The organism is Amycolatopsis kentuckyensis, assembly GCF_002155975.1.
Lineage (GTDB): Bacteria > Actinomycetota > Actinomycetes > Mycobacteriales > Pseudonocardiaceae > Amycolatopsis > Amycolatopsis kentuckyensis.
Genome location: NZ_MUMI01000218.1, coordinates 1 through 18,720 on the forward strand (window position 1 = coordinate 1; position 18,720 = coordinate 18,720).

The 18,720-nt window shown below is 72.3% G+C and carries 12 protein-coding genes and 1 pseudogene; 5 read left to right on the forward strand and 8 right to left on the reverse strand.

The window, feature by feature from the left end:
* The 3 genes from CCN39_RS21565 to CCN39_RS21575 form a co-directional block, all read right to left on the reverse strand.
* The coding region (locus CCN39_RS21565; RefSeq protein WP_086844693.1) for a type I polyketide synthase at positions 1–5,386 on the reverse strand (5,386 nt) is incomplete at its 3' end.
* Complete coding sequence (locus CCN39_RS21570; RefSeq protein ID WP_086844695.1) at positions 5,383–7,149, reverse strand: fatty acyl-AMP ligase; 1,767 nt, start codon at positions 7,147–7,149, stop codon at positions 5,383–5,385. The genes CCN39_RS21570 and CCN39_RS21565, both read right to left, overlap by 4 nt.
* Before the next feature lie 170 nt (positions 7,150–7,319).
* Positions 7,320–8,225, reverse strand: coding sequence for an alpha/beta hydrolase (locus tag CCN39_RS21575; protein ID WP_158104536.1), 906 nt, complete (start codon positions 8,223–8,225; stop codon positions 7,320–7,322).
* Positions 8,226–8,299: 74 nt separating this feature from the next.
* On the opposite strand from CCN39_RS21575, the gene CCN39_RS21580 reads away from it, so the two are divergent.
* On the forward strand, positions 8,300–9,616 hold the full coding sequence (locus CCN39_RS21580; protein WP_086844697.1) for an MFS transporter: 1,317 nt from the start codon (positions 8,300–8,302) through the stop codon (positions 9,614–9,616).
* Here the strand turns inward: CCN39_RS21580 and CCN39_RS21585 are convergent.
* Positions 9,539–11,584: an MMPL family transporter gene (locus tag CCN39_RS21585; RefSeq protein WP_086844732.1), complete on the reverse strand. Its 2,046-nt coding sequence runs from the start codon at positions 11,582–11,584 to the stop codon at positions 9,539–9,541. The two genes, CCN39_RS21580 and CCN39_RS21585, sit on opposite strands and share 78 nt — an antisense overlap.
* A gap of 269 nt (positions 11,585–11,853) precedes the next feature.
* On the opposite strand from CCN39_RS21585, the gene CCN39_RS21590 reads away from it, so the two are divergent.
* The gene (locus tag CCN39_RS21590) at positions 11,854–12,516 is read left to right on the forward strand and encodes a cutinase family protein (protein WP_167455138.1); all 663 of its coding nucleotides are present in this window, start codon (positions 11,854–11,856) and stop codon (positions 12,514–12,516) included.
* A gap of 539 nt (positions 12,517–13,055) precedes the next feature.
* Here CCN39_RS21590 and CCN39_RS21595 read toward each other — a convergent pair.
* Positions 13,056–13,550: a hypothetical protein gene (locus CCN39_RS21595; RefSeq protein ID WP_086844699.1), complete on the reverse strand. Its 495-nt coding sequence runs from the start codon at positions 13,548–13,550 to the stop codon at positions 13,056–13,058.
* Positions 13,551–13,584: 34 nt separating this feature from the next.
* Entirely contained in the window at positions 13,585–13,851 is a 267-nt protein-coding gene (locus tag CCN39_RS49490; RefSeq protein WP_143264108.1) for a hypothetical protein, read from the reverse strand.
* A 396-nt stretch (positions 13,852–14,247) separates the two neighbouring features.
* On the opposite strand from CCN39_RS49490, the pseudogene CCN39_RS51820 reads away from it, so the two are divergent.
* Positions 14,248–14,454, forward strand: a pseudogene (locus CCN39_RS51820) (recombinase family protein); the annotation flags it as partial.
* Here the strand turns inward: CCN39_RS51820 and CCN39_RS51825 are convergent.
* Together CCN39_RS51825 and CCN39_RS21610 are read right to left on the reverse strand one after the other, a co-directional pair.
* Positions 14,428–14,754, reverse strand: a complete 327-nt coding sequence (locus CCN39_RS51825; RefSeq protein ID WP_244210924.1) for a hypothetical protein — start codon at positions 14,752–14,754, stop codon at positions 14,428–14,430. The pseudogene CCN39_RS51820 and the gene CCN39_RS51825 sit on opposite strands and share 27 nt — an antisense overlap.
* A gap of 249 nt (positions 14,755–15,003) precedes the next feature.
* Positions 15,004–16,050: a ferritin-like domain-containing protein gene (locus tag CCN39_RS21610; protein WP_086844703.1), complete on the reverse strand. Its 1,047-nt coding sequence runs from the start codon at positions 16,048–16,050 to the stop codon at positions 15,004–15,006.
* 154 nt (positions 16,051–16,204) lie between these two features.
* Here CCN39_RS21610 and CCN39_RS21615 point away from each other — a divergent pair, with 154 nt between their 5' ends.
* Positions 16,205–16,963, forward strand: coding sequence for an SDR family oxidoreductase (locus CCN39_RS21615; RefSeq protein WP_086844705.1), 759 nt, complete (start codon positions 16,205–16,207; stop codon positions 16,961–16,963).
* A gap of 2 nt (positions 16,964–16,965) precedes the next feature.
* The gene (locus CCN39_RS21620; RefSeq protein WP_244210925.1) at positions 16,966–18,690 is read left to right on the forward strand and encodes an L-aspartate oxidase; all 1,725 of its coding nucleotides are present in this window, start codon (positions 16,966–16,968) and stop codon (positions 18,688–18,690) included.
* The last annotated feature ends 30 nt before the right edge of the window (positions 18,691–18,720 follow it).

An 18,720-nucleotide genomic window follows, 5' to 3' on the forward strand; every position in this document is an offset into this window, starting at 1 on the left:
TGACCAGCCGCTCGGCGGCGTCCCGCGGTGGCACGACGACGGTCACCGCGTCCGGCCGCGGTCCCGCGCCGGCGATCCCCAGTTCGGTGTACAGGTGCTTCCGCAGGTCGGCCAGCGTCGCCCCGCGCAGGATCGTCGCCAGCGGCAGGTGCACGCCGAAGTCGTGGTCCACGGCGTTCCGGATGCGGACCGCCAGCAGCGAGTCCACGCCGAGACCGACGAGCGGCACGTCGTCGACGAGCGACGGCAGTTCCAGCACCGACGCCACGCGCTCCGCCAGCTGCCGGGCGATCAGCTCCCGGGCTTCGGCGGGGCCGCGATCCGCCCACGAAACGGCCCCCGCGCTCTCGCCGGGAGGCCGGCCGAGTATCCCGGCGAAGAACGGGACCGAGACCAGATCCGGGAACTGGGTGGCGAGACGGCGGGTGTTCAGCCGCACGGCACCGAACCCGGACGCGCCGGCACTGACGACGTCGGCCAGCAGGCCGAGCCCTTCCCCGGGCTGGATGGGGCGCACCCACGGGACCTCGATCCCGGCGGCGGCGCCGACGCCGGCCCAGGTGCCCCAGTTCACCGTCGTGGCGGGGAGGCCGGCGGCCCGGCGCAGGGCGACCAGCGCGTCGACGTAGGCGTTGGCCGAGGCGTACGCCGGCTGCCCGGGCAGTCCGTGCAACGCGGCGGCGGACGAGAAGGCCAGCCACCAGTCCAGTGCCCGCCCCTCGCTCGCCCGGTGCAGCCGCCAGGCGCCGACGGCCTTCGCCCGCCAGGTCCGGTCGAGGACGTCCTCGTCGAGCCGCTCGACCGTGCGGTCGTCGAAAACCGCGGCGGCGTGGGCGATACCGCGCAGGTCGCCCGCGGCCTCGACCACCCGTTCGGCGACGCCCGGCGCCGCGATGTCCCCCGGCACGACCACGACCTCGGTGCCCGCCGCCCGGAGCTGATCGATCACCGCGGCCGCCTCGGGGCCCGGCCCGGACCGTCCGTTGAGGACGATCCGGCCGGCACCCCGCTCGGCGAGCTCACGGGCCAGCAGCAGCCCGAGCCCGCCGAAGCCACCGGTGATCACGTACCCGGCCCCTCGGCGAACGAAGGGGATCTCGCCCGCCGAGGGGGCGGTGGCGCGCTCCAGGCGCGCCGCGTACCGGCAACCGGCACGCCACGCCACCTCGTCGTCGTCCGCGTCGGCACCGACCTCGACTGCCACCTGGGAAAGGCCGTCCGGGTCGAGGTCCAGCAGCGTCGCCCGGACGGCCGGCTGCTCGAAGGCGAGCACCCGGACCAGGCCGCGCAGCGCCGCGGGGCCGGGTTGCCCGGCCTCGCCGGGCCGGACGGCCGCGGCGGCGAGGGTGACCAGCCACAGCCGCGGCGGGCGGCCGGGCAGCGCCGTCAGCTCACGAACGCAGTCGACGGCCGTCAGCACCGCGCGCCGCCCGGCCTCCGGAGCACCCGACGTGTCCCCGGGAACCAGCAGCACCACGGCGGACGGCCGGTGCCGGGCCAGCAGCTCGCGGTCCAGCGACGAGACCACGACCGCGCGGGCCCCGGCCCGCTCCAGCGCGGCGATCGCCTTGTTCGCGAACGCGTTGCGCCGGCCCGCGACCACGAGCACCCGGTCCGCCCGGCCGGCGGCGGGCAGGTCGGTGGCCCGCCAGACCCGGGTGAGCAGTGCGTCGCGCAGGTCCGGCGTGCGCGGCACCGGCCGCATGACGACACCGGCGATTTCGAGCACCGGCAGGCCGGCGCCGTCGACCAGGCACAGGCTGCCCGCACCGCCGGCATCGACCCGCAGTCTCGCGAGCACCCCGGTGCGCACGTCCCCGCGGACCCGGACGGTACCGAACGTCACCGGCACATACCGATCGTCGTCCGCAGTGGACAAGGTGGCCGCGAATCCTTGCAGGCAGGCGTCGACCAGCACGGGGTGCAGGAGGTAGCCGGCACGCGGTGCCGCATCGGGTAGTCCGATGTGGACTGTCGCGGCCGTGCTCGTCCCCCGGACGCCGGTGACGCCCCGGAACGCCGGGCCGTAGCCGATCCCCAGCGCGCGCAGCCGGTCGTAGAGCTCGGCGGCGGCCATCGGCACGGCGCCTTCCTCGTCGGCGAGGTCCGGCGCAGGCACCGCCTCGGCATTCGTGACCACGCGGGCGTCGGCGTAGCGCGTCCAGGTACCGTCCGGGTCCTTCGCTTGGACCGTGAACCGGTCCCCGCCCTCCATGGTGACCGTGACCGGAGTGCTCACGTCGAGCGGCAACGGCTGGTACAGCACCAGATCCGCCAATGCGAGCTGTTCCGCCGGCACCCCCAGAGCCGTCGACGCCGCCGCGACCGCCATCTCCGGGTAACACGCCGCGGGCAGCACGGGAACGCCGTCGACCCGGTGGTCGGCGAGCCAGGGCAGCCGCCCGGTCCCGAGGTCCGGGCGCCACAGGTGGACGCTGCCGCCGGGGTGCTCGATGTGCTTGCCCAGCAGCGGATGCTCGCCGGGCGCCGCCGCCGGCGTGACCGGCGGCGCCCAGTACCGGGTGTGCTGCCACGCGGTGAGGGGAAGATCGACCAGCTCCCCCGCCGTCCGCGTCCGCAGGTGCCCGTGCGCCAGCAACGCCCCGAGCGCCGTGTGGAACTCGCGGCGCTCGTCGTCGGAGCGCCGCAGGGTGGCCAGCGCGACCGCCTCGAGGTCGGACGCGGCGGCCGTCTCGGCGATGGCGTGTCCCAGGAGCGGGTGAGGCGAGACTTCGACGAAGGTTCGGTACCCGTCCGCGAGAGCGGCCTCCACCGCCGTGACGAACCGGACCGGATTGCGCACGTTGGCCGCCCAGTAGCCGGAGTCCGCGATGACGCTGGAACGCGGGTCGTCGAGCGCGGTCCAGTACACCCGGGTCTCCGGCGTCACCGGCAGCAGGTCCTCCACGTCGGCCCGGACGGCGTCGGCGGCCCCCGCGACCAGCCGGCAGTGGCCGGCGACCGTGGAGTTGACCAGCCTGGCCAGCAGGCCGCGCCGCTCGACGACCGCCGCCAGCTCCCGGACCGGGGCGACCGGCCCGGCCACCACCGTCATCCCGGGCGAGTTGAAGGCCGCGATGTCGACCTCGGGGTGGTCGGCGAGCAGGAGCTCCACGTCGGACGCGGGCAGCTCGAGCACGGCCATCGCCCCGGTGCCCGCGGTCGTCGCGAGCTCCCGCGCCCGGCGCCGGGCCAGCCGGGTGCCGTCCTCCAGCGACAGCGCGCCGGCGGTGACCGCCGCGGCCACCTCGCCGAGCGAATGCCCGATCACGGCGGCCGGCCAGGCCCCGTGGTGCGACCACAGCCGGGCGAGCGCCACCTGCACGGCGAACACGACGACCTGGAGCTGTTCGAAGGCCTCCGGTTCGGTGCCGCGCTGCAGGGCGACCCGGACCGAATCGCCGGATTCTTCCCACAGGGTCTCGTCGATCTCGTCGATCGCCGCGGCGAACGCCGGCTCCTCGGCGAGCAGCCGCCGTCCCATGCCCGCCCACTGGGAGCCGAGCCCGGAGAACACCCACACCGCCCCCGGGCCGGAACGATCGCTCCGGCCGATCGAGACCCCGGCCGGCGTCTCGCCGGCGGCCACCGCCCGCAGCCCAGCCGCCAGCTCCCCGGTCGTGCCCGCCGTGACGACGGCGCGGCACCGGCCACTCGCCCGCCGGGCCATGCTGTGCTCCACATCGGACAGTGGGGTGTACTTTCCCGGCCCGCTCAGCCAATCGGCCAGCCGTCCGGCGGCTTCCCGCAGCCGTGGCTCCGACGGCGCGGCCACGAGGAACTGGCCGGGCCCGTCCGCCGGCTCGTGGCCACCGGCCGGCACCACCGCCTGCTCGACCACGACGTGGGCATTGGTCCCGCCGAAGCCGAAGGCGGACACCCCGGCCAGCGCCGGACGCCCGGTGACCGGCCACGGACGGCGCTCCGGCACGACGGCGAGCCCGAGGTCGCCGAACGGGATGTGCGGGCTGGGGTTCGTGAAGTTCAGGCTGGCGGGGATCTCCCGGTTGACCAGGGACAGGACGACCTTGATCAAGCCGGTGATCCCGGCAGCGGCTTCCAGGTGACCGAGGTTCGTCTTGACCGAACCGGTGAGCAGCGGACGATCCGCGGGCCGCCAGGTGCCCAGCACGCTGCCCAGCGCACCCGCCTCGATCGGATCGCCCAGCGGCGTCCCGGTTCCGTGCGCCTCGACGTAGTCGACCTCGGCCGGGTCGACGTCGGCCGCGACACACGCCGCCACCAGCAATTCCTGCTGGGCGTGCGGCCGGGGCGCGGTCAAGCCGTTCGACCGGCCGTCGGAGTTCACCGCCGAGCCCCGCAGGACGGCCAGCACCCGGTCGCCCGCGCGCACCGCGGCCGGCAGCGGCTTCAGCACCACGACCCCGATGCCTTCACCGCGTCCGATCCCGTCGGCCGCCGCATCGAACGCCTTGCACCGGCCGTCGGGTGCGGTGACGCCCAGCCGGTCGAAACCCGCCGTGATCTCGGGCCCCAGCACCAGGTTCGCCCCGGCCGCGACCGCGAGCTCGCACTCGCCCGCCCGCAGGCTCAGCATGGCCAGGTGGACCGCCACCAGCGACGACGAGCACGCGGTGTCCACCGCAACGCTGGGGCCGCGCAGGTCGAACGCGTACGACAGCCGGTTCGCCGCCACCGCCATCGAGGCCCCGGTGGCCGTCCAGGCGTCGATGCGGCTCACGTCGGCGAGGGTCAGCCGGCTGTACTCGGTGCCGCCGACCCCGGCGAACACCCCGGTCGCGCTGCCCCGCAGCCGCTCCGGCGCCAGCCCGGCGTGCTCGAACGCCTCCCAGGTGACTTCCAGCAGCAGGCGCTGCTGGGGGTCCATCACGCGGGCTTCCCGCGGCGTGATGCCGAAGAACTCGGCGTCGAACCCGGCGATGTTGTCGAGGAAACCGCCGTGCCGCGCGGTGCCGGAGAGCACCTCGGCCTCTTCCGGGGAGTCGTGCCCGAACTGCGGCCACCGATCGGCGGGGACCTCGACGATCCCCGCACGCCCCTCGCGCAGCAGGTCCCAGAACGCGCCGGGGCCGTGGACTCCCCCGGGCAGCCGGCACCCGATGCCGATCACCGCGACGGGCTCTCCCACTCCAGGGACGCCGCACGGCACGGCGGAGGCGGCGAACCCGGCCTGCTCGCCGGCCAGCGCCTGGGCGAGCAGGCGGATCGTCGGGTACTCCCAGAGCAGTGCCACCGGAACGTCGTTGCGCAGCAGGTTCTCGAGGTCGCCGGCCAGCTCCAGCGCTTCCCGCGAACCGAGGCCGTGGTCACGCAGCGGCCGGTCCACGTCAACCGACGCGGGTTCCACCGCGCACAGGTCCGCGATCGCCGCGACCAGCCAGCGTTCCAGCTCCGACGGTGTCATCGAGCGCACCGGCCACCGGTCGCGAGGACGCCGTCGAGGTAGCGGTCCCGCGCCTGGGAACGGGCGATCTTCCCGCTGGACGTGCGCGGCACGCTGCCCGGCCGGACCAGCACGAAGTCGGCCAGCCGCAGGTCGTGGTGCCGCGATACGGCCGCGCGCACGGCCCGCTCGACCTCGGCGATGTCCGGCTCGTGGTCGGCGGTCCGGACCCGTTCGGCGACGACGACCGGTACCTCGCGGCCGTTCTTCTCGACGCTGAAGGCGGCCAGGCGGTCGCGCTGGATGGCGTGGTGCGCGTCCTGCACGGTCGCTTCGATGTCGTGCGGGTGGTGGTTCCGGCCGTCGACGACGATCAGGTCCTTCAGCCGGGCGGTGACGAACAGCTCGCCTTCGTGGATCACCCCGAGATCGCCGGTGCGCAGCCAGCTGTCGGCGGGGACACCGGCCTCCGCCGTGGCGAGCCTGCCGTCGAAAGTGCTTTCGGACTCGGCAACCCGCCCCCAGTACGCCGAAGCGACGTTGGGGCCGTGGATCCAGATTTCCCCGACTTCGCCGTCCGGGAGCACGACCCCGAGATCGGGGTCGACGATGCGGAGGTGCTGGCCGGCCGGACGGCCGACGGACACCATCGTGACCGTGCGCTCGCCCGGTCCGGCCGCGGGCACGGCCGTGCCCTTGCTCAGCTGGTCCCGGTCGAACGCCACCGCGCGCGGCGGGGTGCCGGCCGGTGTCGTGGTCACGAACACCGTGGCCTCCGCCAGGCCGTAGGAGGGCCGGTGCGCGGTCGCCGCGAACCCGGTCCCCGCGGTACCGGACAGGAACCCGGCGACGGTGGCGTCCCGCACCGGCTCGCTGCCGTTGATCGCCACCTCGACCCCGCTCAGGTCGAGGCGGGCGCGCTCCTCGGCGGTCAGTTTCGCGGCCGCGTACTCGAACGCGAAGTTGGGCGCCGCGGTCAGGACGCGCGGGTGGCTCGCCAGCATCCGCAGCCAGCGCACCGGGCGCCGGGTGAACGCCGACGGCGTGGTGAACACGGTCCGGCAGCCCAGCACCACCGGCAGGCAGATGAGCTGGAGCAGCCCCATGTCGTGGAAGAAGGGCAGCCAGCCGACGCTGGTGGTCGAGGCGTCCAGGCCGAAGGCCGCCTGGGCCTGCCTGATGTTGGCCAGCAGCGCGCGGTGGGTGATCACCGCGCCCGCCGGGCGCCGGGTCGACCCCGAGGTGTACTGCAGGTAGGCGGGTTGCTCCTGGTCGATGCGCACCGGCAGGAACTCGTCGGCGGACCGGGTGCCGATCCGGTCCACGACCAGGATGCGCCGCGGCTCCGGCACCTCGCCGCCGTGCTGCAGCTGCCGGACCGCGGGCAGCGCCGACGACGAGGTGAGCCACACCCGGGGCGCGCAGTCGGTGAGCGCACCGACGAGGCGGCGCAGGTGCGTGGGCCCGCCGGGCTCGACCAGCGGGACCGCGGTCAGGCCGGCGTACAACGCGGCGAGGAACCCGGCGACGTAGTCCAGGTTCTGGGGGCACAGGACGGCCACGCGATCACCCGGCTCGGCCAGCCGGTCGAGCCGGACCGCGATGGCCCGCGCCCGGCGGTCGAGCTCGAGCCAGCTCACGGTGCTCGGCACCCCGTCGGTGCTGCTGCCGAAGTCGAGGAACGTGAAAGCCGGATCTTCGCACCGCGCGCCCCCGGCGTGCCGAGCAAGCGAAACCGTCACCGGTTCGAAGGCGAATTCGGGCACATTTACTTCGACAGGCATGGCTATCCCTACCGTGCGATTCACGAATAACGGCGACGCCGGGGTTCCGGAAATCCGCGCCTCCCGGGAGGCTAGCGATGCCTGCTCGCCGTGGACAAGATCGGATCCGGAAATCCCGAAACGAGTTCGGCGATTCTGCTCGCCCGGGACAGGAGGCGCGTCCCCGATTGTCACGGGATCACAGCACCGGCCGCCCGCGACCTGAACGCCGTCAGGAAGAACCCCCACGACCGGATCAGCTCACGCCGCCAGGACGGCCAGTAGTGCGTGCCGGGGCCGAAACTGGTGCGTGGCGGGCAGCCCAGCTCGGCAAGCCGGGCCGCGAGATCTCGCGAGCCGGGCGCGATCAGCCGTTCGAGCAGGCGATCACCCGGTGCCGGCTGGTCCCCCGGTACCCGCACCCCGGTGCCCGCGGACAGGTAGAGCGGCGTGGCGGCGAGCCCGCGCGCGAGCAGGTACGGATTCCGCTTGGCCCAGCGGGTGCGTTCCGCGTGACGCGGGCCCCACATCGCGTCGATCCGTTCCCCGACGCTGCGCAGGTAGAGCCGCAGCAACGTCGGGACACCGCGTCTCGTCGTGTGCACCAGACCGCTGTAGGACGCGGCCGCGGCGAACATGCCGGGATTGCGCGCCGCGTAGACCAAAGCTCCGTAGCCGCCCATGGACACCCCGCCGATCGCCCGGGCCGGTCCGGCGCCGTAGCGCCGCTCCAGCAGGGGCCGGACCTCGTCGAGGTGGAACCGGGGCCAGTCCGGCACCGAGCCGCTCCGGTCGGCCCGCCGCCAGTCCGTGTAGAACCCCGCTCGCCCACCCTCGGGCAGGACCACGAGCACCCCGGAGGTCCGGGCCAGCCGCGCGATGTCGGTGTGCTCGGTCCAGCAGGCCGGGCCGTCGTCGCCGCCGTGCAGCAGGTAGAGCGTCGGCCAGTGCCGGTCCGGCCGCGGCGTCCAGCCTGCTGGTGTGAGGAGCCGGACCTCCGCCGTCCGGCCCAGCGCGGCGGACCGCACGCGGAGTTCCACCCGGCCGGGCCCGGGAAATCGTTCGGTTTCGACCGCGATTCCGCATTCGGGGTTCATCCGCCCACTCTCTTGATTCTCCGGCAATTCTACCTCTATCGTGAGCAACCGTCTTCGCACCGACGGGAGTACCGATGGACAATTCCCGCAGCGGACCCACCCGGCACCCGTGGTCGACATTGACCGCCGTGTGCCTGGCCGGAATGCTGGTCGGCCTGGACGGAACCGCCCTCACCGTCGCCGGCCCGGAAATGGGCCGTTCGGCGGGTGCGTCGTTCGGCGAACTGCAGTGGATCGCGAACGCCTATCTGGTCGCACTGGCGCTCGCGCTGGTGCCGGCGGGCCGGCTCGCCGACCGGGCCGGGCGCCGGAAGGTCTTCCTCGCCGGGGTCGGCGGCTTCGGACTGGCTTCGGCGCTCGTCGCGACCGGCACGACGAGCGAGCTCCTGATCGCCTTCCGCGGCCTGCAGGGTCTCTGCGCCGCGCTGCTGCAGCCCGCGGCGCTCGCCCTCGTCAGGTCGGCGTTCGGCCGGGCCCGGCTCGAGCTCGCGCTGGGGATCTGGGGTGCGACGTCGGCGGCCGCCATCGCGGCCGGGCCGATCATCGCCGGCGCCGTCGTGCACGCCTTCGGCTGGCCCGCGGTGTTCCTCATGAACGTGCCCGTCGCGCTGGTGGTGGTCGCCGTGACCGGTTACCGGGTGACCGAATCGCGGGCGCCCGGACCGCCGGGGCGGCCGGCCGAGCTACTGCGTACCCCGGGCGTCGCGATCGGCGCGGCGTTGACGGCGATGGCGTTCTTCGCGCTGTTCGGTTTGTTGTTCTGCCTCACCCTGTACCTCCAGAACCTGCGTGGTCTCGATCCGGTGCACACCGGCGAATGGCTGCTTCCGGTGACGTGCTCGGTAGTGCTCGGCGCGCCACTCGGCGGTGCCCTGGTCGCGCGGTTCGGCCCCCGCGGGCCGGCCGCCGGCGGTTTCGCGCTGCTCGCGGCCGGGATCACCGGGCTGCTGGTCCTCGGCACCGACACCGCGTGGGCCGCCACGGGGCCGGCGACCGTGGTGACGGGCCTGGGCACCGGCGTCGCGCTCATCGCCGCGACGCAGGTGATCGTGGCGGGCGCACCGGAGTCCATGTCCGCGCAGGCCTCCGCGCTCCAGCAGGTGGCGACGCAGCTCGGTGGCGCCGTGGGGATCGCGGTGCTCAGTGCCGTGGTGTCCTGGCGGGTGGCGGCCGAGCTGCCCCGGGGCGGCCCGGTGGACGAGACCGCGCAGGGCCGTGGGCCGGCCTTCGTGCCCGGTCTCCACGCCGCGGTGCTCGTCGCGGCGGCGGTGATCGCGCTCGGCGCGCTGCTCGCGCTGCGGATCCGCCCGGATTCAGCCGGCATGGCGGCCGATCCGGCCGGGCCACCAGCCACGCCGTCCCAAGTGGACGGCGAGGGCGGGCACCAGTAGCGAGCGCACCACCAGCGCGTCCAGCAGCACGCCGAAGGCGACCAGGAACGCGATCTGGGCCATGAACAGGATCGGCAGCACCGCCAGTGCGGCGAACGTCGCGGCCAGGACGACGCCGGCCGAGGTGATCACCGGGCCGGTCAGCTTCAGCGCCCTGATCGTCCCGGCGCTCGGACCGTCCACGAAGGACTCCTCGCGGGCGCGCGTCATCAGGAAGATGTTGTAGTCCGCGCCGAGGGTCACCAGGAAGACGAACGCGTAGAGCGGCAGTGACGGGTCGGCTCCCGGCAGGTGGAGCACGTCGTTGAACACCAGGGCCCCGGTGCCGAGGGTGGCCAGGTACGACAGCACGACGGTCGCCACGAGGACCAGCGGGAGCAGCACGGCCCGCAGCAGGAACACCAGCACGAGCAGGACCACGCCGAGCACGGCCGGGATCACCACCACGCGGTCGCGTTCGGCGGCTTCGCGGATCTCGGCCTGGATCGCCGCATGGCCACCCACCAGGACGCCGGGCACGGCCGCCACGGCGGCGCGGATGTCCCGGACGATTCCCGGTTCGGCCGCTTCCGGCACGTTCACCGCGGCGTCGAGTTCGACCAGCCCGTCCGCCTGCCCGGCACCGGGATTCACCGCTGTCACGCCGGGAACCGCGCGGATCCTCGCGGTCACCTCCGCCGCTCGCTCCCGCCGCGCGATGACCACGACCGGGCTGCGTTCGGCCCCCGGGAAGTGCGCCGCGACGACCTCCTGCCCGGACACCGCGTCGGTGGGGCCGAGGAAGACGTCCGCGGGCTGGACGCCGTCCGCGCGCAGCAGCGGCACGAACGCGGCCAGCCCGGCGAGCACGAGCGCCGTGCCGGCCCAGACGAGCTTGGGCCGGCGACCGACCAGCCGGGCGACGCGCTCCCAGCGCGTCCGCCGTGGACGCCGGCGCGCCGGCCAGAAGGCGGCCCGCCCGAGCAGCAGCAGCGCCGCCGGGAGGAACGTCAGCGACGACACCAGCGCCGAGACGATCCCGATGGCCGCGACCGGGCCGAGACCGCGGTTCGACGACAACGCGCTCAGCAGCAGGCAGCACAGGCCGAGCACCACGGTCCCGGCGGAGGCCACGATGGACTCCCCCACGCGGAACGCCGCTCGCAGTGCGCTCCGGTGGTCCGGCCGGCCCGCGAGCTCCTCCTGGTACCGGGCGATGAACAGCAGCGCGTAGTCGGTGCAGGCACCGAAGACGAGGATGAACAGGATGCCCTGCCCCTGACCGCTGAGGGTGAGCACGCCCCGCGCGGCGAGCGGGTACACGACGCTCGAGGCGGCGATCAGCGCCAGGCCCGCGGAGGCCAGTACCACCAGCGGAAGCAGCGGGCTGCGGTACACGGCGATCAGCACGGCCACGACGAGCAGGGCCGTCACGAGCAGCAGCGTCCGGTCCACCCCGGAGAAGACGGCCCCGAGATCCGCGGTGAACCCGGCCGGCCCGGTGACCTGGGCCGCAAGGCCCGGTGGCAGACCGGCCTCGACGACGTCCCGCACGCGCTGCACGGTCCGTCCGGCCGCGAAGCCGTCCTCCGCCACGACCGGGGCGACGACCAGCGCGGCCTTGCCGTCGGCCGAGAAAACCGGCGGGGTGGCGGGACCCGCGAGCCCGGCCTGACCGGTCAGGTTCCGGCTCGTCCCGGCCGTGACAGCCCGGTCGCCGGCGCTCAGCCCGGCCGCCCGGCTGAACACCACCCAGGCCGGTTGGACCGGACCGCCCGAAAGCCGTTCCTGCAGCCGTGCCACCTCGGTGGCCTCGGCCGAGGCGGGCAGGAACGAGACGCCGTCGTTGTGCTGGACCTCGTCGAGCCGGCCGGGAAGACCGCCGGCCAGCACCCCGGCCACCAGCCAGCCGATCACCACCAGCGCCGGAACCAGCCACCGGCGGGCCCGGGTGCCACTGCCCGGATCGACCCCGGATCGGACCGCCATCGACACAACCACCTCCGGTGCTTCCCCTGCGGAACACCTAAGTGGTGACCGGTGGTGCCGGACAAGGGCGGACGCCGGGAAAGCGCCGGAATTGAGTGTCCACAACAGACTTTTTGTCACCGGGGAACAGCCGCCCGGCGGTTGCCCCGGAGGTCCCTTGCCCGGCCGGGACACCGGTGCGACGCTCACCTCCGCCCGGCGGCCCGACTCTGCCGGGCCTTCCCCTCGCCATCGAGGTTCTCCTTTCCGAGCAAAGGTGTTGATAGCCCATGAGCTCAGTCTTCGGCAGCGCAGCCCGGCTGCTCACCGTCTGCACCACGGTCGTTCTCGCCGGAATCGGCATCGTCATCGCCGCACCGGCCGCCTCCGCCGCCACCTGTGCGGACATCGACGTGTCGGTGGCCCGCGGCACCCTCGAACCCGGCGCGCTCGGCTGGATCGTGGGCGACCCGGTCTACTCGGCGGTGCAGGGCCGGCTGCAACCCCGCTCGACGAGCAGCTACGCGGTGAACTACCCGGCGAGCCTCAGCCAGCCCGCCTCCGTCCAGCAGGGCAACCGCGACCTGGTCAACCACGTCACGAGCCAGGCCGCGGCCTGTCCGGCGCAACGGTTCGTCCTGGTCGGCTACTCCCAGGGCGCCAACGTGGTCGACAACTCGATCGGCGTCAGCAGCGACGGGGTGATCGTCGGCGGCCCGATCGTCGCGACGATCCCGGCCTCGATCGCCCCACGCGTCGCCGCGATCCTGCTGTTCGGCAACCCCATCCGGTCGGACGGCCGAAGCGTCACGGGCACGTACGAGAGCCGCACCAAGGACTACTGCGCCGACGGCGACACGATCTGCCAGTTCCTCGGCACGAACCCCCTGGCCCACTTCAGCTACGGCAGCAACGCCGCCGACGCGGCCGAATTCGTGGCCGGCAAGGTCTGACCGCCGGTCCCTTGTGGACCCACGCCCGCGTCCGCCGCCCCCGGGCCCGACCGGCGGGCACGCGGGCGCGGGCGGGCCTTCGCAGTCGAGTATCTGGTACGGCTCGTCCTCGTACCCCGACCCGGCCGAAGTGTCGAGCAAACGGAAGCAGTCCAGTCCAAGCACGACCAGCATGTCGAGGCGACCCTTGCCGAGGTACTGGAAAAGCTTGCCGCCCTGGAGGCCCGTTTGAACGCCGACTACCCGCCCTCCGAATCTCGGTCGGACAAGCGACCAAGCCGTTCCACGGAACCTGCTCGCGATTAGCACTCTTCACCCGGCCGTCCTCGGGTTCGCGCGGCACGGGTCTCAGCCGACAGATCGCCAACCGGACCAAGATGGTGCTGGTGCCGCCGCCTCCCGCGCGGCCGGCCGAGCCGTCGACCGGGCATCGGTGACCGGCTGATCGGAGCGATACCGCTCGACCGGGAAGGGCGGCGGATGGACCGCACTGCGCGACAACCACGTGACCATCGGCCTCGTGGTTGTCGCGGTCGCTCCTAGCGGACGGCCTGGAACTGGGCGGTCCACGTCGTGTGGAAGGTCATGGACTGGCAGCGAATGTCCGTGTCATCCTTCATCTTCACGGCATCGGTCAGCTTGTACGGGAAGTTGGCCTCACTCACGGCGAGCGTCGGCAGCAGCGGGTCCGCGCCGGCGACGGACAGTTCTAGCTGACCCTGGCAGTAGGGTTTGTCGGCGACGTTTCCGACGGTGTCGATCACGACATCACCCGGGGTCACGGACAACAATTTGATCTTCACGTTGGCGTTCGGGTTGGACAAGGTCAAGGTGACGTATGCCTTCTCACCAGGCAGCAACGTGCCGGTCTGCGCACCGGTCACGGTGGCGGGGGTCATCGCCTCGGCGGAGCCGGACACCCCGCCGGTGGTGCTGTCCTGGACGAACGCGGCGACCGCGAACCCGCCGATTCCCACCAGCACGCCGACAGTGGCGGTGACGAGGACGGATTTGGCTTTATTGTTGATACGCATGGAACTTCTCCTTCAATTGGATGGTGCTCGGTTCTCAGGGTTCGGTGGTCGGTGCCGGTTCAGGAGGACTGATTGACGCCTCGGTGGGTGCACTGCTCATCGGCGTGACTGTCCTGGCTGGTATTACCGGCTCCGCCGGCGCCGCAACAGGCAGCGTCGTAGCCTCGATCGCCGGTTCCGGCGCGGTGGATGGGGCGAGGCCCCAATTGCCGGTCGCGCCGTCGACCGTCGCGGTCACCACGATCAGGTCAAACCCCGTGGCCACTGCCGAACCGGTGGTGGAAAACGTGATGGCCGTCAAGGCCATGACAATGGCTCGGCGACAGATACGCATGTGCATGCCCTTCAGGCCTTGATCTCCGGCGTCGTGGCGCCATCTTGGGGATCGAGCACTGCGGGCTCGTATCGGTTCTCTTGAAGCTGGTCGATGCCGCTCATCGTCCCGGCCACAGCCGAGCGTTTGAACCGTTTCTTCTTACCCTACACTTCGCATCTGCGACGTCCTCCGTTACGAAAATCGACCTGCGACGTCGAACTGTTACAAATGACCGACAATTCACGCTGAAAACGAACTCCGTACGTACTGTGTTCACGAACGCGCCGAATCAGATACCTACTACGAGATCATCGGGAAACTGCGGTCCGGCTGGCGAGCAGGCACCGTTGTCGCCGACATCGAGGCAATAGCGTCGCGAGCATCGCCCGGCACCTCAATGAGCGTGGTGTCCCGTGCCCTTCAAGCGCCGCCCCCGACCGCAACCAGCACCGGACCCGTGGCGCCTGGACCTTGCTCACGGTCGCCGTCATCTTGGCGAACCCCCGCTACACCGGACGGCAGACCTGGAACCGGCGCGCCACCGACACCAGCGGCCCAGCCTCAATGCCAGCTCTGTCGGCGAAGGCTGCACATCCGCCGCTCGTCACCGAACAGGACTTCATCGACGCTCAGCAGATCCGGGCCGCGCGACCGGCCAGTGACGGCCAGCCTCGCCGGTTCGCCCTGGCTGGGCTGATCCACTGCGGTGTCCGCGATCGCCGTCTGGACTCGCACTGGAACCACCGGCGCCCGACCTACAGATGCCGCCACGGTCACACCAGCACCCAACGCGCAGGCCAGCCGCGACCGAAGACGTTCTACATCCGCGAAGACCATCTCGTCGAGGAGATCAGCATCCGGCTCGGCGATGAAGGCAACGACGGCCACACCACACCGGAGCTTGACCGACCACGACACAGACGTGTGGCAGCGGTGCTGCGCGACGGAGGAAAGATCATATCTACGACGGCGCCGGGTGGCGGTTGCTGTGACCGTCGATCAAGTGAGCCGGCCGACGGGACGGGACTGATATGGAACAGCCGTCCGGTCCACCGGCACACCGCACGTGCGACATCGTTCACCTGGCGGGCACCGAGCACATCACCTGCATGCGCGATCCTCGGAGCGGCCTGTGCTTCAGTTCCGCCGCTCGGGTGGCACGTACTCGAACGTCGGGCCCGCGGTCGTCTTCCCGTCCCCGGTGGGCAGCTTCATCAACGCCGTCGCCTGTTTGCGCAGGGCGAACATCGTGCCGACCGCGTCCATCATCCCGCCCGGGTTGCCGTTGAACGCCTCTTCCAGCTGGAAGAGCAGCAGACAGTACGTCTGGTTGAACTCCTCCTGGGCGACGCGCACGACGCTGCCCTCCGGGTAGTCGGCGGTCCGCGGGTTGTGCCGCATCGGCAACACGCCGTCGAGGTCGACCGCGATCTCCTCGCCGGTCGGGCCGGACTGCGGGGTGTCGCCGGGCCGGTATCGGCGGCCCACTTTCAGCTCCTGGAACCGGAAGTAGTGCGCGACCTCTTCCCGGTCGGGGTGGAAGACGTCGCGGTCGCCGTCCCACACGTCCGTGCGCGCCGCTCCTTCGCCCTGCTCGACGATTTCCGCCAGCGCGGCCGACGCGGACTTCAGGTCGCGGACCGGCAGCACCTCGCCACCGCCACCGCGGAGGTGGAACTCGCCGATCTGGCGGGCCGGGTCGCCGGTGAACACCTGGTCTTCGCCCAGCTTGTCGCACAACGTGCGCAAGCCGGCCTCGATGGCGGCGTAGAACTGGCCGATCGTGCGGTACTCGTCGGTCTGCGGTGGCGCGTCGGCCGAGGCCGGCTGCTCGATGCGCAGGAACAGCTCCAGGGCCTCGGGGCCGAACGGGGCCAGGTGGACGTGCACGGACCGGTCACCGTGCGGCAGCGGGTGCGGGTACGGCGGCAACAGGTCCGGCGTGTCGAGCTTGGGCGAGCCGCCGACGGCGTTGAGCAGATTCGCCGCCAGAGCGAGGTGGATCATCTCCTCGGCCAGGACCGTGCTCACGACCTGGGTGGCTTCGGGGTTGCGCGCCGGGTCCAGCGAGTACAGCGCGCACAGGTACGGGGGAATCGTCGCGTGCTCGAGTTCGATCGCCCACTGCAGGTGCCGGCGGAGATCGTCGATCGTGTCGATGGCGTGAGCGCCACGGGTGTCCATGCGGTACTCCGGATCGTCGGGTCGGTGTCGACAGCCAAGACAGGACGCCACCGCGGTTTGTGACAGCCGGGCTGTCACAAACCCGGAACCTGTCCGGTCCTTGCTGCAGAACGACGTCCCGGAGCGGCCGGGACGCGGGAGGAGAAGGCACACCATGAAGATCGTCGTGATCGGCGGCAGCGGGCTGATCGGCTCGAAACTCGTCCGGAAACTGGGGGAACACGGCCACGACGCGGTCCCCGCGTCACCCGATTCGGGCGTGAACACGCTGACCGGCGAAGGGCTGGCCGAAGTGCTGGAAGGCGCCCAGGTCCTGGTCGACGTCTCGAACTCACCCTCGTTCGCCGACGACGCCGTACTGGACTTCTTCCGCACCTCGACCGGGAACCTCCTCGCCGCCGAGGAGAAGGCCGGGGTGGGGCACCACGTGGCGTTGTCGGTCGTCGGCACCGAGCGGCTCGCCGAAAGCGGTTACTTCCGTGCGAAGATCGCGCAGGAGAAGCTCATCAAGGAGTCCGGGCGACCGTACTCGATCGTGCACGCCACGCAGTTCTTCGAATTCGTGGGCAGCATCGCGCAGTCGGCGACCGAAGGGAACACCGTGCGCCTGTCGGACGCCCGCATCCAGCCCATGGCCGCCGAAGACGTGGCCACCGCGGTCGGCCGGGTCGCCGCCGGCGCGCCGCTGAACGGCACCGTCGAGGTCGCCGGTCCCGAGCAGTTCGGGCTCGACGAGCTGATCCGCAGCGGGCTGGCCTTCCGCGGTGACCCCCGCGAGGTCGTCACCGACCCGGACGCGCGCTACTTCGGTGCCCTGCTGGACAAGGACATGCTCCTGCCCGGCCCCGGCGCGCAGCTGTCCGCCACCCGGTTCGCCGACTGGCTCCCGCTGAACCCGCCGCCGGCGAAGTGACCATGACCGAGCACCGGATCGCCACGTCGGTCCTCGTCATCGGGACCGGCGGAGGCGGCCTGCGCGCCGCGATCGAGCTGGCCGAGCGCGGCATCGACGTCCTCGCGGTCGGCAAGCGGGCGAAGTCGGACGCGCACACCACCCTCGCCGCCGGCGGCATCAACGCGGCGCTGGCGACGATGGACCCGGAGGACTCGTGGCAGCAGCACGCGGCGGACACGCTGAAGGAGAGCTACCTGCTGGCCGATCCCGAGACCGTGCGGATCGTCACCGAGAACGCCGCCCGGGGCATCGAGGACCTCGAGCGCTACGGAATGCCCTTCGCCCGGGAAGCCGACGGGAAGATCTCCCAGCGCTTCTTCGGCGCGCACACCTACCGCCGCACCGCGTTCGCCGGGGACTACACCGGGCTGGAAATCCAGCGCACGCTGGTCAACCGGGCGGCGCAGCTGGGCGTCCCGGTCCTGGACACCGTTTACGTCACGCGGATCCTGGCCCGGGACAACGTCGTCTTCGGCGCCTACGGATTCGACCTCGTCGACGGGACGAGATACGTGATTCACGCCGACGCAGTGATCCTCGCCGCGGGCGGGCACACGCGTATCTGGCGCCGCACCTCGTCCCGCCGGGACGAGAACACCGGTGATTCATTCCGGCTCGCCGTCTTGGCGGGCGGCCGGATCCGGGACGCCGAGCTCGTCCAGTTCCACCCGTCGGGTCTGATCGCGCCGGAGAACGCCGCGGGCACACTCGTCTCGGAGGCGGCCCGCGGCGAAGGCGGGGTGCTGCGCAACGCGCTCGGCGAGCGGTTCATGGCCCGCTACGACCCGGACCGGATGGAACTGTCCACTCGCGACAGGGTGGCGCTGGCGGCCTACACCGAGATCAAGGAGGGACGCGGGACGCCGGGTGGCGGAGTGTGGCTCGACGTCTCGCACCTGCCGAGGGAAACGATCATGCGCCGGCTCCCCCGCGTCTACCAGACCCTGCTCGAACTGCAGATGCTCGACATCACCCGCGAACCGATCGAGATCGCGCCCACCGCGCACTACTCGATGGGCGGGGTCTGGGTCCGACCGGAGGACCACGGCACCGGTGTCGAGGGCCTGTACGCGCTCGGCGAGGCGGCGAGCGGTCTGCACGGCGCGAACCGGCTCGGCGGCAACTCCCTGATCGAGCTGCTGGTCTACGGTCGCATCGTCGGTGAAGCCGCCGCGCGCTACTCACGCGACCTGGGAGCGCAACAGCGGTCGCCGGCGGCGACGGAGGAAGCCCGGGGCGAGGTCGACGACCTGCTGGCCGCCGACGGCCCGGAGAACGTGCGCGCCCTGCAGCGCACGGTGCGCAACACCATGACCGAACACGCCGGAGTGGTCCGTGACGAGACCGGCCTGCGCGCCGGCCTGGCCGAGCTGGACGAACTGGAAAGCCGGCTGGGTGCCGTGGGCGTCCACCCCGACATCGCCGGGTTCCAGGACCTCGCGCACGCGTTCGACCTCAAGGCGGCGGTACTGGCCGCGCGGGCCACGCTCGAATCGGCGCTCGATCGCCGCGAGACGCGTGGCTGCCACAACCGCGCGGACCACCCCGACCTCGACGAGTCGCTGCGGGTGAACCTCGTCTGGTCCGGGCCCGGGCGGGTCGCGCGCGAAGAGCTTTCCCCGATCCCGGGAGAAATCGCTTCGCTCATGCGCGAGGTGTCCTCCGCGGGCAAGCTGGTCGAATGAGCCGCCGGGGTCCGGCCGCGCAGCCGGGCC

Bases quoted from the DNA above. Each gene is read 5' to 3' on its own strand.
- CCN39_RS21570 (WP_086844695.1), bottom strand. From the start codon at position 7,149: ATGCCTGTCGAAGTAAATGTGCCCGAATTCGCCTTCGAACCGGTGACG.
- CCN39_RS21575 (WP_158104536.1), bottom strand. From the start codon at position 8,225: ATGAACCCCGAATGCGGAATCGCGGTCGAAACCGAACGATTTCCCGGG.
- CCN39_RS21580 (WP_086844697.1), top strand. From the start codon at position 8,300: ATGGACAATTCCCGCAGCGGACCCACCCGGCACCCGTGGTCGACATTG.
- CCN39_RS21585 (WP_086844732.1), bottom strand. From the start codon at position 11,584: ATGGCGGTCCGATCCGGGGTCGATCCGGGCAGTGGCACCCGGGCCCGC.
- CCN39_RS21590 (WP_167455138.1), top strand. From the start codon at position 11,854: ATGAGCTCAGTCTTCGGCAGCGCAGCCCGGCTGCTCACCGTCTGCACC.
- CCN39_RS21595 (WP_086844699.1), bottom strand. From the start codon at position 13,550: ATGCGTATCAACAATAAAGCCAAATCCGTCCTCGTCACCGCCACTGTC.
- CCN39_RS21610 (WP_086844703.1), bottom strand. From the start codon at position 16,050: ATGGACACCCGTGGCGCTCACGCCATCGACACGATCGACGATCTCCGC.
- CCN39_RS21615 (WP_086844705.1), top strand. From the start codon at position 16,205: ATGAAGATCGTCGTGATCGGCGGCAGCGGGCTGATCGGCTCGAAACTC.
- CCN39_RS21620 (WP_244210925.1), top strand. From the start codon at position 16,966: ATGACCGAGCACCGGATCGCCACGTCGGTCCTCGTCATCGGGACCGGC.